The sequence below is a fragment of the Streptomyces sp. SGAir0957 genome (assembly GCF_043523415.1).
The window spans coordinates 8,662,007-8,676,505 of record NZ_CP027293.1; the positions used below are offsets into that span (position 1 = coordinate 8,662,007).

14 protein-coding genes and 4 pseudogenes are annotated in these 14,499 nt (G+C 67.7%); 12 read left to right on the forward strand and 6 right to left on the reverse strand.

Annotated elements, in window-relative coordinates; translation table 11 throughout:
* Positions 1–516 precede the first annotated feature (516 nt).
* The 4 genes from C1N81_RS44760 to C1N81_RS44775 all read left to right on the forward strand — a co-directional run bounded on the left by C1N81_RS44760 (position 517) and on the right by C1N81_RS44775 (position 2,687).
* A complete protein-coding gene (locus tag C1N81_RS44760) occupies positions 517–732 on the forward strand; it encodes a hypothetical protein (protein ID WP_394426192.1) in 216 nt (71 codons plus the stop codon).
* 166 nt (positions 733–898) lie between these two features.
* Positions 899–1,606: a hypothetical protein gene (locus tag C1N81_RS44765; protein ID WP_394426193.1), complete on the forward strand. Its 708-nt coding sequence runs from the start codon at positions 899–901 to the stop codon at positions 1,604–1,606.
* 95 nt (positions 1,607–1,701) lie between these two features.
* A complete protein-coding gene (locus C1N81_RS44770) occupies positions 1,702–2,283 on the forward strand; it encodes a hypothetical protein (RefSeq protein WP_394426195.1) in 582 nt (193 codons plus the stop codon).
* The gene (locus C1N81_RS44775) at positions 2,280–2,687 is read left to right on the forward strand and encodes a hypothetical protein (RefSeq protein ID WP_394437743.1); all 408 of its coding nucleotides are present in this window, start codon (positions 2,280–2,282) and stop codon (positions 2,685–2,687) included. Before C1N81_RS44770 ends, C1N81_RS44775 begins: the two co-directional genes overlap by 4 nt.
* A 289-nt stretch (positions 2,688–2,976) precedes the next feature.
* On the opposite strand, the pseudogene C1N81_RS44780 reads toward C1N81_RS44775, so the two are convergent.
* Positions 2,977–3,908, reverse strand: a pseudogene (locus tag C1N81_RS44780) (IS5 family transposase).
* A 198-nt stretch (positions 3,909–4,106) separates the two neighbouring features.
* On the opposite strand from C1N81_RS44780, the pseudogene C1N81_RS44785 reads away from it, so the two are divergent.
* From C1N81_RS44785 to C1N81_RS44800, 4 genes and pseudogenes are all read left to right on the forward strand, one after another.
* Positions 4,107–4,286 (forward strand): annotated as a pseudogene (locus tag C1N81_RS44785) (transposase domain-containing protein); the annotation flags it as partial.
* 161 nt (positions 4,287–4,447) lie between these two features.
* Positions 4,448–4,603, forward strand: a pseudogene (locus tag C1N81_RS44790) (IS4 family transposase); the annotation flags it as partial.
* A gap of 65 nt (positions 4,604–4,668) precedes the next feature.
* Positions 4,669–4,887 carry a hypothetical protein gene (locus C1N81_RS44795; protein ID WP_394438612.1) on the forward strand — a complete coding sequence of 73 codons (219 nt, stop codon included), beginning with the start codon at positions 4,669–4,671 and terminating at the stop codon, positions 4,885–4,887.
* Positions 4,888–5,005: 118 nt separating this feature from the next.
* The gene (locus C1N81_RS44800; protein WP_394437744.1) at positions 5,006–5,200 is read left to right on the forward strand and encodes a hypothetical protein; all 195 of its coding nucleotides are present in this window, start codon (positions 5,006–5,008) and stop codon (positions 5,198–5,200) included.
* A 495-nt stretch (positions 5,201–5,695) separates the two neighbouring features.
* Here C1N81_RS44800 and C1N81_RS44805 read toward each other — a convergent pair whose 3' ends face one another.
* Complete coding sequence (locus C1N81_RS44805; RefSeq protein ID WP_394437746.1) at positions 5,696–6,361, reverse strand: hypothetical protein; 666 nt, start codon at positions 6,359–6,361, stop codon at positions 5,696–5,698.
* Between the two features lie 815 nt (positions 6,362–7,176).
* Between C1N81_RS44805 and C1N81_RS44810 the strand changes: the two genes are divergently transcribed.
* Positions 7,177–8,067, forward strand: coding sequence for a hypothetical protein (locus tag C1N81_RS44810; RefSeq protein ID WP_394437748.1), 891 nt, complete (start codon positions 7,177–7,179; stop codon positions 8,065–8,067).
* A gap of 748 nt (positions 8,068–8,815) precedes the next feature.
* On the opposite strand, the gene C1N81_RS44815 is transcribed toward C1N81_RS44810, so the two are convergent.
* The gene (locus tag C1N81_RS44815) at positions 8,816–9,895 is read right to left on the reverse strand and encodes a fibronectin type III domain-containing protein (protein ID WP_394437750.1); all 1,080 of its coding nucleotides are present in this window, start codon (positions 9,893–9,895) and stop codon (positions 8,816–8,818) included.
* Positions 9,896–9,993: 98 nt separating this feature from the next.
* Here C1N81_RS44815 and C1N81_RS44820 point away from each other — a divergent pair, with 98 nt between their 5' ends.
* Positions 9,994–10,164 carry a hypothetical protein gene (locus C1N81_RS44820; RefSeq protein WP_394437752.1) on the forward strand — a complete coding sequence of 57 codons (171 nt, stop codon included), beginning with the start codon at positions 9,994–9,996 and terminating at the stop codon, positions 10,162–10,164.
* A 64-nt stretch (positions 10,165–10,228) separates the two neighbouring features.
* Here the strand turns inward: C1N81_RS44820 and C1N81_RS44825 are convergent, their stop codons facing one another.
* Entirely contained in the window at positions 10,229–11,098 is an 870-nt protein-coding gene (locus C1N81_RS44825) for a PA14 domain-containing protein (protein WP_394437753.1), read from the reverse strand.
* Positions 11,099–11,647: 549 nt separating this feature from the next.
* Here C1N81_RS44825 and C1N81_RS44830 point away from each other — a divergent pair.
* Together C1N81_RS44830 and C1N81_RS44835 are read left to right on the forward strand one after the other, a co-directional pair.
* Complete coding sequence (locus C1N81_RS44830; protein WP_394426245.1) at positions 11,648–11,737, forward strand: helix-turn-helix domain-containing protein; 90 nt, start codon at positions 11,648–11,650, stop codon at positions 11,735–11,737.
* A 39-nt stretch (positions 11,738–11,776) separates the two neighbouring features.
* A pseudogene (locus C1N81_RS44835) lies at positions 11,777–12,584 on the forward strand (IS5 family transposase).
* 771 nt (positions 12,585–13,355) lie between these two features.
* Here C1N81_RS44835 and C1N81_RS44840 read toward each other — a convergent pair.
* Both C1N81_RS44840 and C1N81_RS44845 read right to left on the reverse strand, forming a co-directional pair.
* The gene (locus C1N81_RS44840; protein ID WP_394437755.1) at positions 13,356–14,126 is read right to left on the reverse strand and encodes a transposase; all 771 of its coding nucleotides are present in this window, start codon (positions 14,124–14,126) and stop codon (positions 13,356–13,358) included.
* A 34-nt stretch (positions 14,127–14,160) separates the two neighbouring features.
* The coding region (locus C1N81_RS44845; protein WP_394437757.1) for a hypothetical protein at positions 14,161–14,499 on the reverse strand (339 nt) is incomplete at its 5' end.

Below are 14,499 nucleotides of genomic sequence, written 5' to 3' on the forward strand. Positions count from 1 at the left end.
CTCGAGCCATGGTAAGCCGCTTGGCCGGGAGGCCACGCGGTGCCTGGCTGTCACACGCCATGGCGGGAAGTCATTGGGAACGTCGCCCTGTTCTGCCGGTACTGCAGGTTCTCCCCGCAGACTTACTACACCTGATACCGCCGCTATCAGCCCGAAGGCGTCGAGGGCCTGCGCACCCGCTTGAGGGCGTGGAAGACACCTTCCGCACACCCTTCGCGTTCTTGTGGACGTACTGCCTTCCCTGCACACGGAAAGAGAGATCGGCCCGGGCGGCGGGCTCTGGGAATATCTCCATGCCTTCTTTTCCGCCGTGATGAGGCTACCGTCCGGCGCGGAAACACGAGAGAACGGGCTGAATGCCCCTTACCCGCCCTGTGGCGGCTTTCGCCACAGGCGGAGAACGCATGGAGAGGGCACCGTGCGGCAGACCTCGCCCGGCAACAGCCGGCGTACGAAACGAGCCCCTACCTCTGCATCGGGGCGGCGGTCGTCCACGCCGGCGCAGGCATGCGGAGAATGCTTCTCTTCCCCCTGAGCGGCGACGATGTGAAGAGCAACTCCTCGCGGCAAGAGCTTCCCTCCGCCGACAAACCGGTGCTCGGAGCCGGGGAGGACAAGCGCCGGCCGCTTCCGCGCACGTCCGCCGGTCCGGGCGCCGCGCCGACCCGCCCGGACGCCCCCGTCACGGCGGAGGGAACGGGAGACCACCGGCGCGGCAGGCAGCAGCCGTGACGGCAGGAACGTGCTGCCGCGGCAACGGCCGTCCGGACCGGCGTACGACGGCACCGGATCGTCCGCAGATGGTGGCCCTGTACCGGCATTGCCTGAGAAACTGGGCTATTGGTGACTGCCGATGGTGTATGCCGCGGAGGTGGTCTACGGGGGACGGAGGATCCAGGTGAGCAACTGGCACCAGCCCAAGGAAGCATGGCCCCGCCATTCCAAATCCTGGTGGCGCGAAACCCTGGAGTTCGCTCGCTCCTCTGGCTGGCATCTGAAGCCTTACGACGGCCATGCCTGGGGCCGGATCGTGTGCGACCCCGCCCTCGAGGAGCCGTGCGCCTTCCTCGTTCTCAGCACGGGCAACGGCGGCGAGGATGCAGCGCGCGATGCGCGCAAGAAGATCGAGCGGTGCCCCCACCTCGCGGCCGAGGCCGACGGACAGATAGTCGCCCGGGCTGTCGTCCTGCTCACGCAGGCGGACCGACTGATGGACGCCGCCGATGCCTGCCTGACGTCCGCGGACCGGCAGATGGAAGCTGCTGAGCTGCTGGAATGTGCGGATACCGCGGCGGCTGAGGCCGAAGAGCTCCTCGGCCGCGCCATCCACGCCCAGGAACAGTCCGACGCTCTGCTCATCACGGCCTATGAGGTGCTGCCGTCCGGGAGCGACCTGGGCTGCCCGCCCTCGGTCGGCGAGGTCGAGATGCTGGTGATTGAAGCCGGACACCGGTCCGACGAAGCAGGACACATGGTCGACGGCCTGCCCCGCCAGGAACCGGCCGCCGCTCTGCAGGACCGTATCGAGCAGGGCAAAGAGCGCAGAAGACTTCTTCTGCGGCGCATCCGGCAGCGCGGGAATGCGTCCGGATCCACTTGCGTTTAGCGTGTTGGATAAGTCCAACAACCGGGTATGGTGGAGTCAGGAGAAGGGGGTACTCCGTGACAACGTGCATTTCTCTCGTCATCCGAAACATCAACTTGGACGATGACGAGACCATCGAGCAGTTGGCACTCAGCCTCGGCGACCTGGGCTGGCAGGAGGCCGGCGGACTCACCACCGCAACCGTCTACTCCACCGGCTCCGATCCGGTGGCCGACGCCGTTGCAGCCGCCAACCACATCCGCCGTGTCCTGCCACACACGATCGTCGAACGCGTCGACGAACAGTTCGTCACACTCGCCGACATCGCAGCCCGCGCCGGCCTGACCCACGAAGCAGTCAGGCTCTGGGCAACCGGCAAACGCCGCACCGGCCGTGAGCCCTTTCCCGCAGCACGGACCCAGGTGGGCCAGGGCCGCTCCACATCCAAGATCTGGGCATGGCCAGAAGTCCTGATCTGGCTCAAGGAGCAGTACTGCCTCGACCTCGAGCCAGGCGTCACCTACCTCGACGCACGGCACGTTGCCCGCCTCAACGCCGCATTGCACGAGCCCAAGCAACAGCAGTGGCAGCGTACGAGCACCGCCGGGGTGACCCGTACGCTCGCCTCGCTCGAAGAAGTCCTGCAGGAGAACGCGCCCACCGCACGCCGGTTCGCCACCCGGGACACCTGCCCATGACCACCACGCCCGCACAACAAGAGGACCGGCTGCAAACGATCTCGTCACAAGAGGATCTGCGAGACCTGCACAGCCGGCTGCACCTGGACGACGTGCGTGTCCAGCGGCTGCGGGCCGAAGCGGTCCAGGACCCGCCCCTGGACGTGTCGACCATCGTCATCAGCGTCGGCCCCGGCGAAGTGCTCCTGGAACCGCCGCGCTTCGCCGTCCGCTTCACGCAAACGGTCATCCTGCGGGACGCAGAGGAACAGCCTCTGGCGGAGGTCGAGATTGTCGTGGTGGTCGATTTCACCATGGACGACGGCCCCTCTCCACACGGGAGGCCATCGACCTCTATGCCGAGTACAACGCCTACTTCATCGCCCACCCCTACCTGCGCGAAACGCTGCAGAACGTCACCTTGAAACTGGGGATCGAGCCTGTGGTTCTCGGCGTCCTCAGCCGCGGAGAGGCCCGGCCCAGCGAAGTGACCATGGTCAAGCGGGTCACGTCCCACATCTGAGGCAATCCGGCACTCCAACGCTGCCGCCGGACCCCGTCCCGGCTCCACTCGGCGCCGGCATACCGGACTGCTTCCGGCCGGTCTGCGGCCGCCGTGGCGCGCTCCCGCCACCGCCTCACGCCCGCACAGGCCGGCCGCAGCCGTCCGGCGGCAGCCGGTGCTCCTGCAGTAACTAGGCGCTGTTTCTCGGATCATGTGCGGAGCCAGATGATGAGTGCTGCGAGGGTGACGGTGCCGAGGTAGATGTAAGCCCGCTTCTCGTAGCGGGTGGCGACGGCGCGGAAGCCTTTCAGGCGGTTGATGGCACGCTCGACGGGTGTTGCGTTTCTTGTAGTGATCGCTGTCGAAGCCGGTGGGTCGGCCGCCGCGGGAGCCGCGGTTGAGCCGGTGTCTGCGCTGGTCACGTCGCTCGGGGATGGTATGGGCGATCCCGCGTCGTCGCAGGTAGCGGCGGTTGTTGCGGGACGTGTAGGCCTTGTCGGCCAGGACGTGGTCGGGCCGGGAGCAGGGTCGTCCGACGCCGATGCGGGGCACCGCTATCTGCCGCAGCACGGGCTCGAGTTGGGGGCCGTCACCGTAGTGGCCCGGAGTCAGCAGGAGCGCGAGGGGCCGACAGGGTCCGTCGGCGGCGAGATGGATTTTGGTGGTCAGTCCGCCGCGGGAGCGTCCCAGGCACTCGCCGAGGCAACCACCTCCTCCAGCCGGACGGCCAGTCTCCGCAAAACCGGATCGGCCTGTTTCGTCCCCGTGCGGGCCCCTTTTGAGGGGGCGCGGGCGGCGGCACTTTGCGGGCGCCAGCGGCGTGCTGGTGAGCCCGCACCGCGGTGGAGTCCACCGACACGTCCCAGTCGACCCGACCTGCCGCATCCTCGGCTGCCTGGATCTTCGACAGCAGCATCTTCCAGGTGCCGTCCGCTGACCAGCGGCGATGGCGCTTGTAGACGGTCTCCCAGGGCCCAAAGCGCTCGGGCAGGTCGCGCCACTGCACGCCCGTCCGCACCCGGTACAGCACCCCGTTGATCACCCGCCGGTGGTCACTCCACCGTCCTCCACGCGTCCCGCCCCGCGGCAGAAACGACTCCAGCCGATCCCACTCCGCATTCGTTAAATCCCCACGACCCATGACTCCAGCCTGACCACAACATCCCTGTCATGTCAGGAGATCCGAGAAACAGCGCCTAGGCCCAATGCCGTTGTTTTAGCTGCTCGGCGTAGGCTTCTGTGTACTGCTCCCGGGGTGGTGCCGGTGTCTGCGAGTGTGTCTGACTTATCGGGTCTGGGGCTGTTGACCTTGGTGTATCCGCCGGGTCTGGTGGATCGGGTGTTGGCGGCCTGCGGGCGGGTGGAGCAACGCAGACGCCTGCTGCCGGCCCGGCTGGTGGTGTACTTCGTCCTGGGCCTGGCGCTGTTCTCGCCCGCTCCCTATCTGGACGTCATGCGGCACCTGGTCGAGGGCCTGCGGGGCCCGGGGCTGCTGGGTGACTGGCGGATTCCGGCGAAGTCCTCGCTGTTGAGGGCCCGTCAGCGGCTGGGGAGCGAGCCGCTGCGGGTGCTGTTCACCGCGACGGCGAAACCGCTGGGCACCAAGGACACGCCCGGAGTGTCTGGCGGGGCCTGCGGCTGCTGGCGGTGGACGGCACCTGCTGGGACGTCGCCGACACGGTGGCCAACGAGGCCGCCTTCGGCCGCCCGGGCCACGCCCGCGGTGCGGACAAGAGCTCCTTCCCGCAGGTGTGGATGGCCTGCCTGGTGGAGACCGGCACGCACCTGGTAGTGGACGCGGAGCTGGCCGGCTGCCGCACCGGGGAGGTCACCCTGGTCCGCCGCCTGCCCCGCTCCTGCGGACCCGGCCAGCTTGTCCTGGCCGACCGCGAGTTCCTCGCGTGCCGTTGTGGCGGGCCTTCACCGCCAGCGGCGCCGACCTGTTGTGGCGGGTGCCCGCCAATCGCGTCCTGCCCGCCGACCGGGTGCTGCGGGACGGCTCCTGGATCTCCCGCATCCACGCCAGCACCGACCCCGCAAAGCAAGACCCGGTCACCGTGAGAGTCCTGGCCTACCAACTCGACCAGCCGGCCCGGCGGCGGACGACTACCGGCTGGTGACCAGCCTGCTCGATGCCCGCCGCTTCCCGGCCCGGCAACTGGCCGCGCTCTACCAGGAGCGCTGGAGGTCGAGTCGGTCCTCGGCGAACTCAAGACCCGCCAGCGCGGCGCCCACACCGTGCTCAGCAGCAAGACCCCGGACGGGGTGCTGCAGCAGATCTGGGCCCACCTGCTGGTCCACCGGGCCCTGCGCGAGCTGATGTTTCGAACCGCCACCTCCGGCGGCTCGGATCCAGACCGGCTCTCCTTCACCGAGACCCTGCGCTCGGCCCGGCGCAGCGTGACCGTCACGCCGGGCCGTTTTTCCCCCTGACCTCCTGGCCCAGGCACTGGTCCTGCTCGAACACGACCTGCTGGAGCGGCTCCTGCCGACCAGACGCCTGCGCAGCCAGCCCCGCGTCGTCAAACGCAAGATATCCAACTACCGGCTCAAACGGGCCGAACACCGCACCTGTCCCCAGCCCACCCGCGCCGCCGTCCGGGCCGTCCGCATCCAACGACCCCCACCCACGAGGACGTAAGGCAACGGCATTGGGCCTAGTCGGCCTCCCCCAGGCAGCGCAAGGCCTGGCGGAAGTCGTCGAGGGCGGACCCGAACTCACAGACGGCGGTGTGGAAGGTCGATCGGTCGATCAGGATCCTGGCCAGTGTCCGCGGCCCTCGGCCGGGTCGTGCTGAGACAGCCGACGAGCCAGGCTCACTGTGTCGTCGAACAGGGAGCGCACGCGTTCCGCGAACAGATGGGTGCGGTGTTCCCAGTAAACGGCGGAGCGGACGGTGAGGAGCCGATGCAGCCGGACCAGTTCGGTCAGATGCTGAGCCGGATCCTCGGTGACTCGCGCAGCAAGCGTGTCCACCTCTTCACGGAGGGCATGAAAGGCTGTCGAAGTAGCCGCCGCTGGGCATCGGGCGACCACTGCAAGGGCTCCGCCCCTGAAGGCGGCCGCGGTCTATCGGAGGAAGCCCGATCGCTTTCGGCGCCGGAGAAGGTCAGCAGCACCGCCCAGAACGACGCCGCATAACCACTCCAAGACTTCCGCTCACCGGTATCCGCCAGCTCCGTCAGCAGCGCGAGTGCCTCTTGCCGTACGAGGACCGCCTGCTCGCCCTGGCCATGGGTGTCGAGCATCTGCGCGTACCCGATGAGTGAGTAGAGGTGGCAGGCCGTCGGGCCGCGGTCGTTCGCGGCTTCGGCCGCTTCCATGCTGACGAGTGTCTCGAATGCGGCGAGGGCTTCGCCGGACCGGCCGGCGTCATGCAGAGCGCCGATCCACTCCAGCAGTGACCAGGCGAGAGCCCCACTGCGGGACCCGTCGGGCAGGACCGCCGCGACCAGCTCGGTCATGGCATCGGCAGCCTCGGCGTACCGGCCTTCCTCGGAAAGTCCGGCAGCCCACTCGCGCAGCCCTCTGACCATCGGTCCTTTGGACAGTTCGGCCTGCGCTCGGCCGATGGCGAGCATCTCGGCGCGCATGGCGAGCCCTTCGGCGCGCCGGCCCAGGCTGTACAGCTCCCTTTGACACATGTCGAGAGCCCGTACAGAACGTCCGCGCGGGCGGGTTCGGCCGGATCGATCGACCGCGGCCACGGTCACCGCCTCCTCACGCAGTGCGAGACAGGCAGGATGCTTCTTTCCGGAGCCAGTGTCGTAACTCAGATGTTGCAGTGCCCGGGCCAGGAGCGGCAAGTACGAGGCGGGGCTGACCTGAGCGAGCACCCGGTAGGCGTCGACCTCCTCGCGCGGCGTGCGGCGGCCCGACGCGAGCAGTACATTCCGCGCCCGGCACGATGTCGTCCTGAGCGACCTTTCCCCAAGTGACTCATGACGGAGATTCTGGGCGTCCCGGAGAGGGCCGAACAAGGCTCACCACCTGTGCCGTTACTCCTACGAAAACGCCCCCCGGCCTGTCATGATGGACGTGACATCACTTTCCCGGGGCCCACTGGCAGCCGCGGCTGTTGAGGCTCGTCGGCCAGACCATGACCACGCCGCCCCGCTGCCTGAACGAGCAGCGGAGAACACCCGGTTCCGCCCTGCCGTGCGGGGGGAGCGCCATACAGTGAGGCCATGGACATGAGCTGGATCGGCCCGCGTAGAAGCTCGCCGCCTTGCACGAACCGTGACGTCGTCGCGCCTGAGTGCGCAGGCATCCTGGGTAAATACAGAGCGCTGGATCCAGGGTTCTCATACGATCGCGATCGGGATGGGCTCGTAGCGCAGCGGTTGTCGCGCCTTCACCGCATGTGGGAGGACGCCGGTTCGAATCCGGCCGGCCCCACGGCTACACCATGCGGCAGGACCTCGGTCAGGCCGGACCGGCACAGCGGTCCTACACCCGCGACTCCGACGGAACGCTCCTGATCTCCGACTCCGCGACCGAGACGATCCACGGCCAGTGGCTCAATCACTCGGGCGGAGCGGGCCAGGGCGAGACGCAGGACTACACCTACGACGGGATCGGGCGGCGGCTCACCCACGTGGCCGACACAGCGGAGGGCACCTGCACCCGGCGTGGCTACGGCTTCGACAACAGGACCAACCGCACCTCGCTCACCACGACCGTGGGCACACCGGGCTCCGACTGCCCGACCACGGGCGGCACGACCAGGACGTCGGCCTACGACTCGGCGGACCGCATCGTCGACAGCGGCTACGTCTACGACACGTTCGGCCGCACCACGGCACTGCCGGGAGGCACCGCCGTCACCTACTACGCCAACGACCTCGTGCGCCGGCAGACGGCGGGCAACAGCCGCCAGACGTGGACGCTCGACCCGGCCAACCGATTCCGCGGCTGGACGACCGAGTCGAGTACGCCGCAGGGAACCCGGTCACCAATGTCGACCTCGACGGACGCAAGGTCTACCGCTACAGCAAGCGTACGGTCTACCGCTCCTGGGGCAAGGTGGTCCTCAAGAAGTGGACGAACAAGCACAACCTGCGCCGCACCGACAGCACCACCTACAAGCTCAACAGACTGTGGACGGGAAGGGTCGCGGACTACGGCTTCGTTCCGGCGGGAATCGCGGGCCATCGTAGCGATGATCTTCCCGCACCCCGCGGTCATCGCCGTGTGCGCCATCATCGCGGGAGCCTCCATCGCCATCCAGACGACGTTCGGCTGGACCCACTTCCTGTACTTCTACGGCTACGCCTATCCCTGGAGGGGAAGTTGCTAGGAGAAAAGATCTCGCTCGCGGTAGCCGGTGCGGTAGCTGCGTTGCTGGCCGTGGGCGGCATACTCGCAGTCCTCTTCTGGGGAGCACGTGAAGGAGCGGGCATCCTGCTCGTCGCGCTGATCTGGGTAGCCGTGGTCTGGCGTGCGCGCCAACGCGTCAAGACGGCCAGAACCGCCAACTGACCGGCCGACACAACGCCGGTAGCGTGCCGGCCGCCCGGCATCACCGTACTTGAGAGTGCCGTCCGCATCACCTGTAGCCGCGAGGGCTTCCTTCGTGGCTACAGTGCTGCGCGGACGCCACCCGGCACGGCAGTGAGCTTCGCGGCAGAAGGCGTTCACCGCAGGCTGCACTTACCTGACTGGTGGAGCGGGAGCCGTGCCGTGCGCCGTCGGAGGCATGGCGGTCGGTGAGGCAACGGACGCCGCCTATGAAGACGCCACCACTTGACACACCCACCCAACAGTGAGGGAGTCCCCATGTACCCGACCGCCGATTCAACCGTGCTGGCCTACAAAGGGCTCAGTGGTGTACCCCTGTGGCTCCTGGTCGGCATCGCCGTAATTGCTCTCGTCGCGTTCGCGGTACGAAGTCGCCGAGGAAGGTAACCCCGGGAACTTCAAGGTGGACCGTCGCACCTGGGACGGTCCACCTCGTTGCCCTGTGACGGTCGCCCCGATCCGCGGACGCACCAGCGGTACCGCCATGCCGGGACTGACACGAAAATGACCCGCAGATGCGTTGCTGATCAGCCTGAGGCGATGGGGGCGGGCACCCACTCGTCGCCCAGCACGGGGACACGGGGAGGGGCAGAAGAAGCCTTCGGCCCGCTCCCCATGTCCCACGTCCGGTCAGAGCCAGGAGTCCAGATGCCGTACGCCGTCGATCGGGTCTCGGCCTCGACGCCCAAGGCGTCGAACCGTACGACGCGGTAGTAGTACAGGCCGAGCCGGTCCTCGTGCACCGTGGTGTCCGTGTAGTACGCGGCGTCACCCATCGTGCCCTCCGCCAGAGCCACGTATGCGGATGTGACGGAGTCCCAACGCTCCACGCGGTAACTCGCGAACCGGGAACAGTCCCCGAGTCCGGAGCTCTCGGAGCAGCCGACGTACAGCTGCGGGTACTGGCCCTCACCGACCTCGGACTCCGTCCAGCCCGGCGGGCGGGTGTCAGGCAGGGTGACCGAGACGTCGGCGGGGTGGAGGACGTCGAGTGCCCGGTCGTCGTGCATGAGCCGGCCGTCCGTGGCTGCCACCTTGTAGACGTGGGTGGCACCGTCGGCAACCGTGGGGCAGAGGATCTCGGTCCTGGCCAGGGAGCTGCCGGACCAGCAGTTCTCCTTCCAGACCGTCTCACCACTGTCCGCGTCGGTGACGCCCTGCCATACGTGGTAGCCGGTGACGTCCGCATCGGCGGGTGGCGTCCAGGTCAGCCGGACGCCGAGCGGGACACGCTCCGCGGTCAGGTCCTGAACCGGGGCGGGACGCTGCGTGTCCGGGGTGGTCTCGGTGACGGGCGGGCCGACCTGCGACACATGTCCGTACCGGTCGGTCGTCACGACTCGGTACTCGTACGTCGTCTCCGACTTGCCCTGGACGTCCCAGCAACTGCCGTTGACCTGCTTGCGGGCGGACAAAGGAGCGTCGTCGTCCGCCCAGGTCCAGTACGCGTCCGGGGCATCCAGCGGCTGGTCCACCGAGGTGAACGGCTTGCACCGGTCAACGATGTCGGTCTCGCCGGTCGCGGTGTCGGTTCGAATGATCTTGTACGTGGGAAGGGGCTGCTCGTCGACGGTCCACGGGTCGACGCTGCTCCACTCGACCATCACGCCCGTCGAACCTGTCGGCAGTGGTCTTGAACGCGGGGATCGCCTCCGGCCGGTCTGCCATCTCCAGAGTGACCTCCACCGGCGCGGCAGGGTTGCCCTTGGCGTCCAGTGAGCGCACCGCGTACCGGTATGTGTCGGCGACGGCGGCCGACTGGGTCGGCACCACGTCGGTGCGGGTGGTGGTGGCCTCCGGGAAGAGCGTCGGTGTAGCCGCCGGTCGCCGGGTCGTACTGGAGGACCTGATAAGAGGCGGCCCCGGTGACGGGTGACCACACCAGGTGCGGAACGCCGACCTGTATTCGGCGCGGAGCCCTGTGACCGGGGCTGGCGGGGTCAGGTCGGGAGTGGTGAACGTCGTGGCGGCCGAGTACGCCGACCAGTTCCCGGCGGCGTCCCGGGCCCGCCCCCGGTAGGTGACCTTGCTGCCGTCGGCCCGGTAACCGGTGTCGCAGATCGCACCCTTGGTGCCGGAGTAGACGGTGCTCCAGAGCTTCGTGGCGGCGTCGAGCCGCTGCATCTCGTACCGGACGATGTCGGCGGCGTTCTGCGCGTGGTGACCAGCTGCGGTGCCGCGTAGGGCTGGTCGGCCGGACAGGCGTCCTGTTCGACGAAGGGCGCGGCGGGCGGCGTCCTGTCGACGGTGGTGACGAGCTTGTCAGGGCTGCCGCCGGAGACATTGCCCGCCTTGTCGACGGCACGCACCTCGTAGTAGTAGGTCGCCCCGGTCTTGGGCAGCGCGCTGTCGGTGTACGACGTCGCGGTGGTCGTTGCGAGCTGCTTGCCGTACGGCGCGCCCTTAAGCCGGCGGTAGACCCGGTAATTCGCCAGGTCCATCTCCTTGCTCCTGGTCCAGGTGAGCTTGGCGGCGCCGGTGACGGAGTTGTACGAGACGGCCGTGCCCGTCGGGATGAGGGGCTTGACCTTGTCGTAGGCGGCGGAGGTACGTGGCGCATAGGCGAACCTGACATTCGCGGAACCCGTCCAGTTGACGAAGTCGAAGCGGATCGTGTGCTTGCCTGCGGGGATCGTCACGTTGACCGTCTTCTTGACGGTGGCGGAGACGTTCTTCCATACGTCGATCTTGCGGACACCGTCGACATAGACGCGCATTCCGTCCAGGGCGGATGCCGTGAACGTGAAGGGGCCACCGGAGCCGAAGTCGCGCGTCACCGACCAGCGCACCCCGAAGTTGTTGGACGGCACGCCGGAGACGGGTGCTCCGCTGCCCCAGTTCTGGTCGATCGTGGAATCGCAGTCCGTCTTTCTTCGGCGTGCCCGAGAACGTCGTGTTCGCGAAGAACTGCCGTGTGAAGACAGGGGAAGTGCAGTTCACCGCCGCAGAAGCAGGTACCGCGGTGGCGTAGAGCACTCCGCCTGCCGTGGCCAGAGCCAAGGCGGTGGCGGTCGTGCGTCTGGCTGGGTTCATCAAGTCAGTCAGTCCTGTTCGGCGGCCGAGGTGATTCAGACATCGCCGAACAAGACAAACAAGAGGGCCGGTTGGTTGTACGAGCAGCCGCAACAGCTCAGCCGCTGGGGCACACGGTTTTCGCGGCGATTCCCGTGCCCCACCCGTGCCCGGCGGAGAGTGGCGGTTATGTGCGGTGACCTGAGAGGGCGTTACTGACTTCGGCTCGTTAGGGTGCAGTTGCGGGAAGTGCCTGATGTGTCCGGTGTGTTGGCTGTATTCCGTGGTGTGTGAGGTATGCGGAGGGGGGCGGGTTGACCGCCGTGGGGCGTGGACGCCGGGAGACCGTGCGGGTGCAGGCCGCCAGGTTGTTGGCGCAAGGCAACACGCCGATGGAGGTCGCGCGGCAGCTCCGGGTGAGCCGGAAGTCGGCTTAGACGTCGTTTCTTATGGCGTGATCGTTCGTTGATCCGTGCATGACTGATCTCGCTGAGCGCCTGGTGCCGGACGAGTTGTGGGCATTGTTCCGGAGGGTGGTGCCACCGACTGAGGTGATACGCCCGCAGGGCGGTGGCCGACGCCGGGCCGGTGACCGTGAGGCCCTGGCGGCGATCATCTTTGTGGCGACGTCGGGCTGCACCTGGCGGCAGTTGCCGCCGGTGTTCGGCCCGGCCTGGCCCACGGTCTACCGCCGGTTCGCCCAGTGGAGCCGGGACCGGGTCTGGGCGAGGCTCTACCGCGTGATCCTTGACGAGCTCGGTGCGCGGGGTGAGCTGGACTGGTCGCGGTGCGCGATCGACTCGGTCAGTCTGCGGGCGGCAAAAGGGGGCCTTTGACGGGACCGAATCCGACCGACCGCGGCAAACTCGGATCGAAGATCCACCTGATCTGCGACCGGAACGGACTGCCGCTGTCCCTGGGTATCTCCGGCGCGAACATGCACGACAGCCAGGGTCTGGAGCCGCTCGTGCGCGGCATCCCGCCCATCCGGTCCCGCCGTGGTCCCCGGCGCGAAGGCCGGCGAAGCTGCACGCCGATAAGGGCTACGACTACGACCCCCTGCGCCGATGGCTCCGCGAACGCGGCATCCGCCACCGCATCGCCCGCAGGGGCGTCGAGTCCTCGCAGAGGCTGGGCCGGCATCGGTGGGTGGTCGAGCGAACCGTGTCCTGGCTGGCCGGCTGTCGAAAACTCCACCGCCGCTACGAACGCAAGGCCGAACACTTCCTCGCGTTCGTCGGCATAGCCGCAGTCCTCATCGGCTACCGCCGGTTGATCAGGTGAGCCGGTCGGTCGGGAGCAACAGTCGGCCAGCACCGGTGATGTCAGTAGCAGCTCGTAGGGTGCGCTGGGATTCGACGAGGAGGTTCGATGGGCTTTTCCGGTCATCTGGTCTTTGCGCGCAGCGAGCGCCCACTGCTGAAGGCACCCATGTTCAACAGCACCGGTCCAGAGCTGAGGGACGACGTGCACGAGTGGCAGCCGCGACCGGGCGGTTGGCAGACCCTGCAGTTGGAACAAGGCATCTGGGAGGACGAGTACCTGTCCACTTTTGGTCGAATGGACCGGAGCGCCGGCCTGCGTCGCCGATGTCTCCGACAGCAGCGTCGCCCTCGTGACCGGCCTGGACGCCGACGGGCACCGCTGGCAGGCGTGGCTCAACCTGGACAACGCCGCCGCTCTCCTCGTCGAGGAACCGGAGGACGTGGACGACGTGAGTCTGTGGTTGGCCACCCCGGAGTTCGAAGAAGCCATCGGACACAAGCGTGCAGAACTCGATGCGGAGGTGCCGACCGACGCCGAAGGCGCTCTCGTGTGGGCTTCAGCGGGGTGCCCAGGCCGCGGCGCAGCGGTCTCGGATCGAGGAACTGCTACGCACACAGGAGACCTTCGTGGAGGAGCTGTTCGACGCGCTGCTGGACGAGCTGGGCTTCCCTGAAGCCGTCCACCCCGCACCTCAGCCATAAGAAACGACGTCTTGGTCCCTCTTAAGGGCTGTCCCGTGAATGATCTCTGACGCCTCGGGCGTGGTGGGCCGCCGTGCGGCGCGCTGGCCTATCCGGCGAGGGCGAGGTTGTGCAGGCGGGCGATGCCGAGTATGGCGTGGTGGACGCCGTCTCCTTTGAGGCGGCAGTCGCGGAGGATCTTCCAGGTCTTCATGCGGGCGAAGACGTGCTCGACGCGTGCCCGGACCTGCTTGTGGGACTTGTTGTGTTCCCCCTTCCAGGCTGGAAGTTCGGTCTTGCCGCGTTCTCTGCGGTGAGGGATGACGAGCCCGGTGCCGGGATATCCGCCGTCGGCGATCGTGGTGGTCTCGCCGACGGCGGCTTTGGCGCCGGATTCCTCCCACGCCTTGCAGTCGTTGCGGTTTCCGGCGAGTGGCCGGCCGACCACGACGACCATGCGGGTGTCGGCGTCGATGACGACCTGGTGGTTGGTGGAGTACCGGTAGTTCTTCGACCGCTCGGCGATCGTGTGGTCGCGGGTGGGCACCAGGGTGCCGTCCACGATGAGCACGGTGCCCTTGGCGAACCGCTTGCGGGGCTGGAGGGTGAGCCTCGGTCCGAGGTGGGCGATGATGCGGTCGGCTGCCGACTTTGACACCCCGAACAGCGGCGCGAGCTGCCGCATCGTGAGGTCGGTTCGCCAGTACGCCGCGACCAGCAGGAGCCGGTCCTCCAGCGGAAGGCTCCATGGCCGGCCCTTGCGGACCGCGTCCGCACCCGCGCAACGCAGACCCGTCACCAGCTTCCTGAAGACACGCGGGCTCAGCCCGGTGAACGGGGCTATCCAGGAAGGCTCCGACGCCTTGATCACACCAGCCACGCCGTGATCGTCGCACCTGGAGAGGCACGATCATTCAGATGCGGGAGCTCAGCCGCAGTGCAAGCAGGCGGCGTAGACGAGCAGAGGACCCTCGAAGAGTCCCGAGCTTTCTCACCTCGCCGGTCTCAAGCTCTGGCCGACCCGCGAGAGCAAGGACGGCGGCGTAAGGCCTTTCGCCCTCGTCAAGCTTCGCTGCAACGCCATCGAGCACAGATCGGAGAACTATGCGGTTTGCCTCCGGGTGTTCGGCCAGGAGGTGAAGGAGTCGGTTGTCGTTCCAGTCACTGTCGCGCGCCTTGCTCAGCTCCAGGAGAGCCGCGGGCGGGGTGTGAGGATTGGTGGCCAGAGCCTGCCAGACGAAGGGGTACGGACA

What these genes read in the sequence shown, in the direction of transcription:
- C1N81_RS44810 (WP_394437748.1), top strand. Translation starts at nt 7,177, where the DNA reads ATGCGGCAGGACCTCGGTCAGGCCGGACCGGCACAGCGGTCCTACACC.
- C1N81_RS44805 (WP_394437746.1), bottom strand. Translation starts at nt 6,361, where the DNA reads ATGCGCGCCGAGATGCTCGCCATCGGCCGAGCGCAGGCCGAACTGTCC.
- C1N81_RS44775 (WP_394437743.1), top strand. Translation starts at nt 2,280, where the DNA reads ATGACCACCACGCCCGCACAACAAGAGGACCGGCTGCAAACGATCTCG.
- C1N81_RS44760 (WP_394426192.1), top strand. Translation starts at nt 517, where the DNA reads ATGCTTCTCTTCCCCCTGAGCGGCGACGATGTGAAGAGCAACTCCTCG.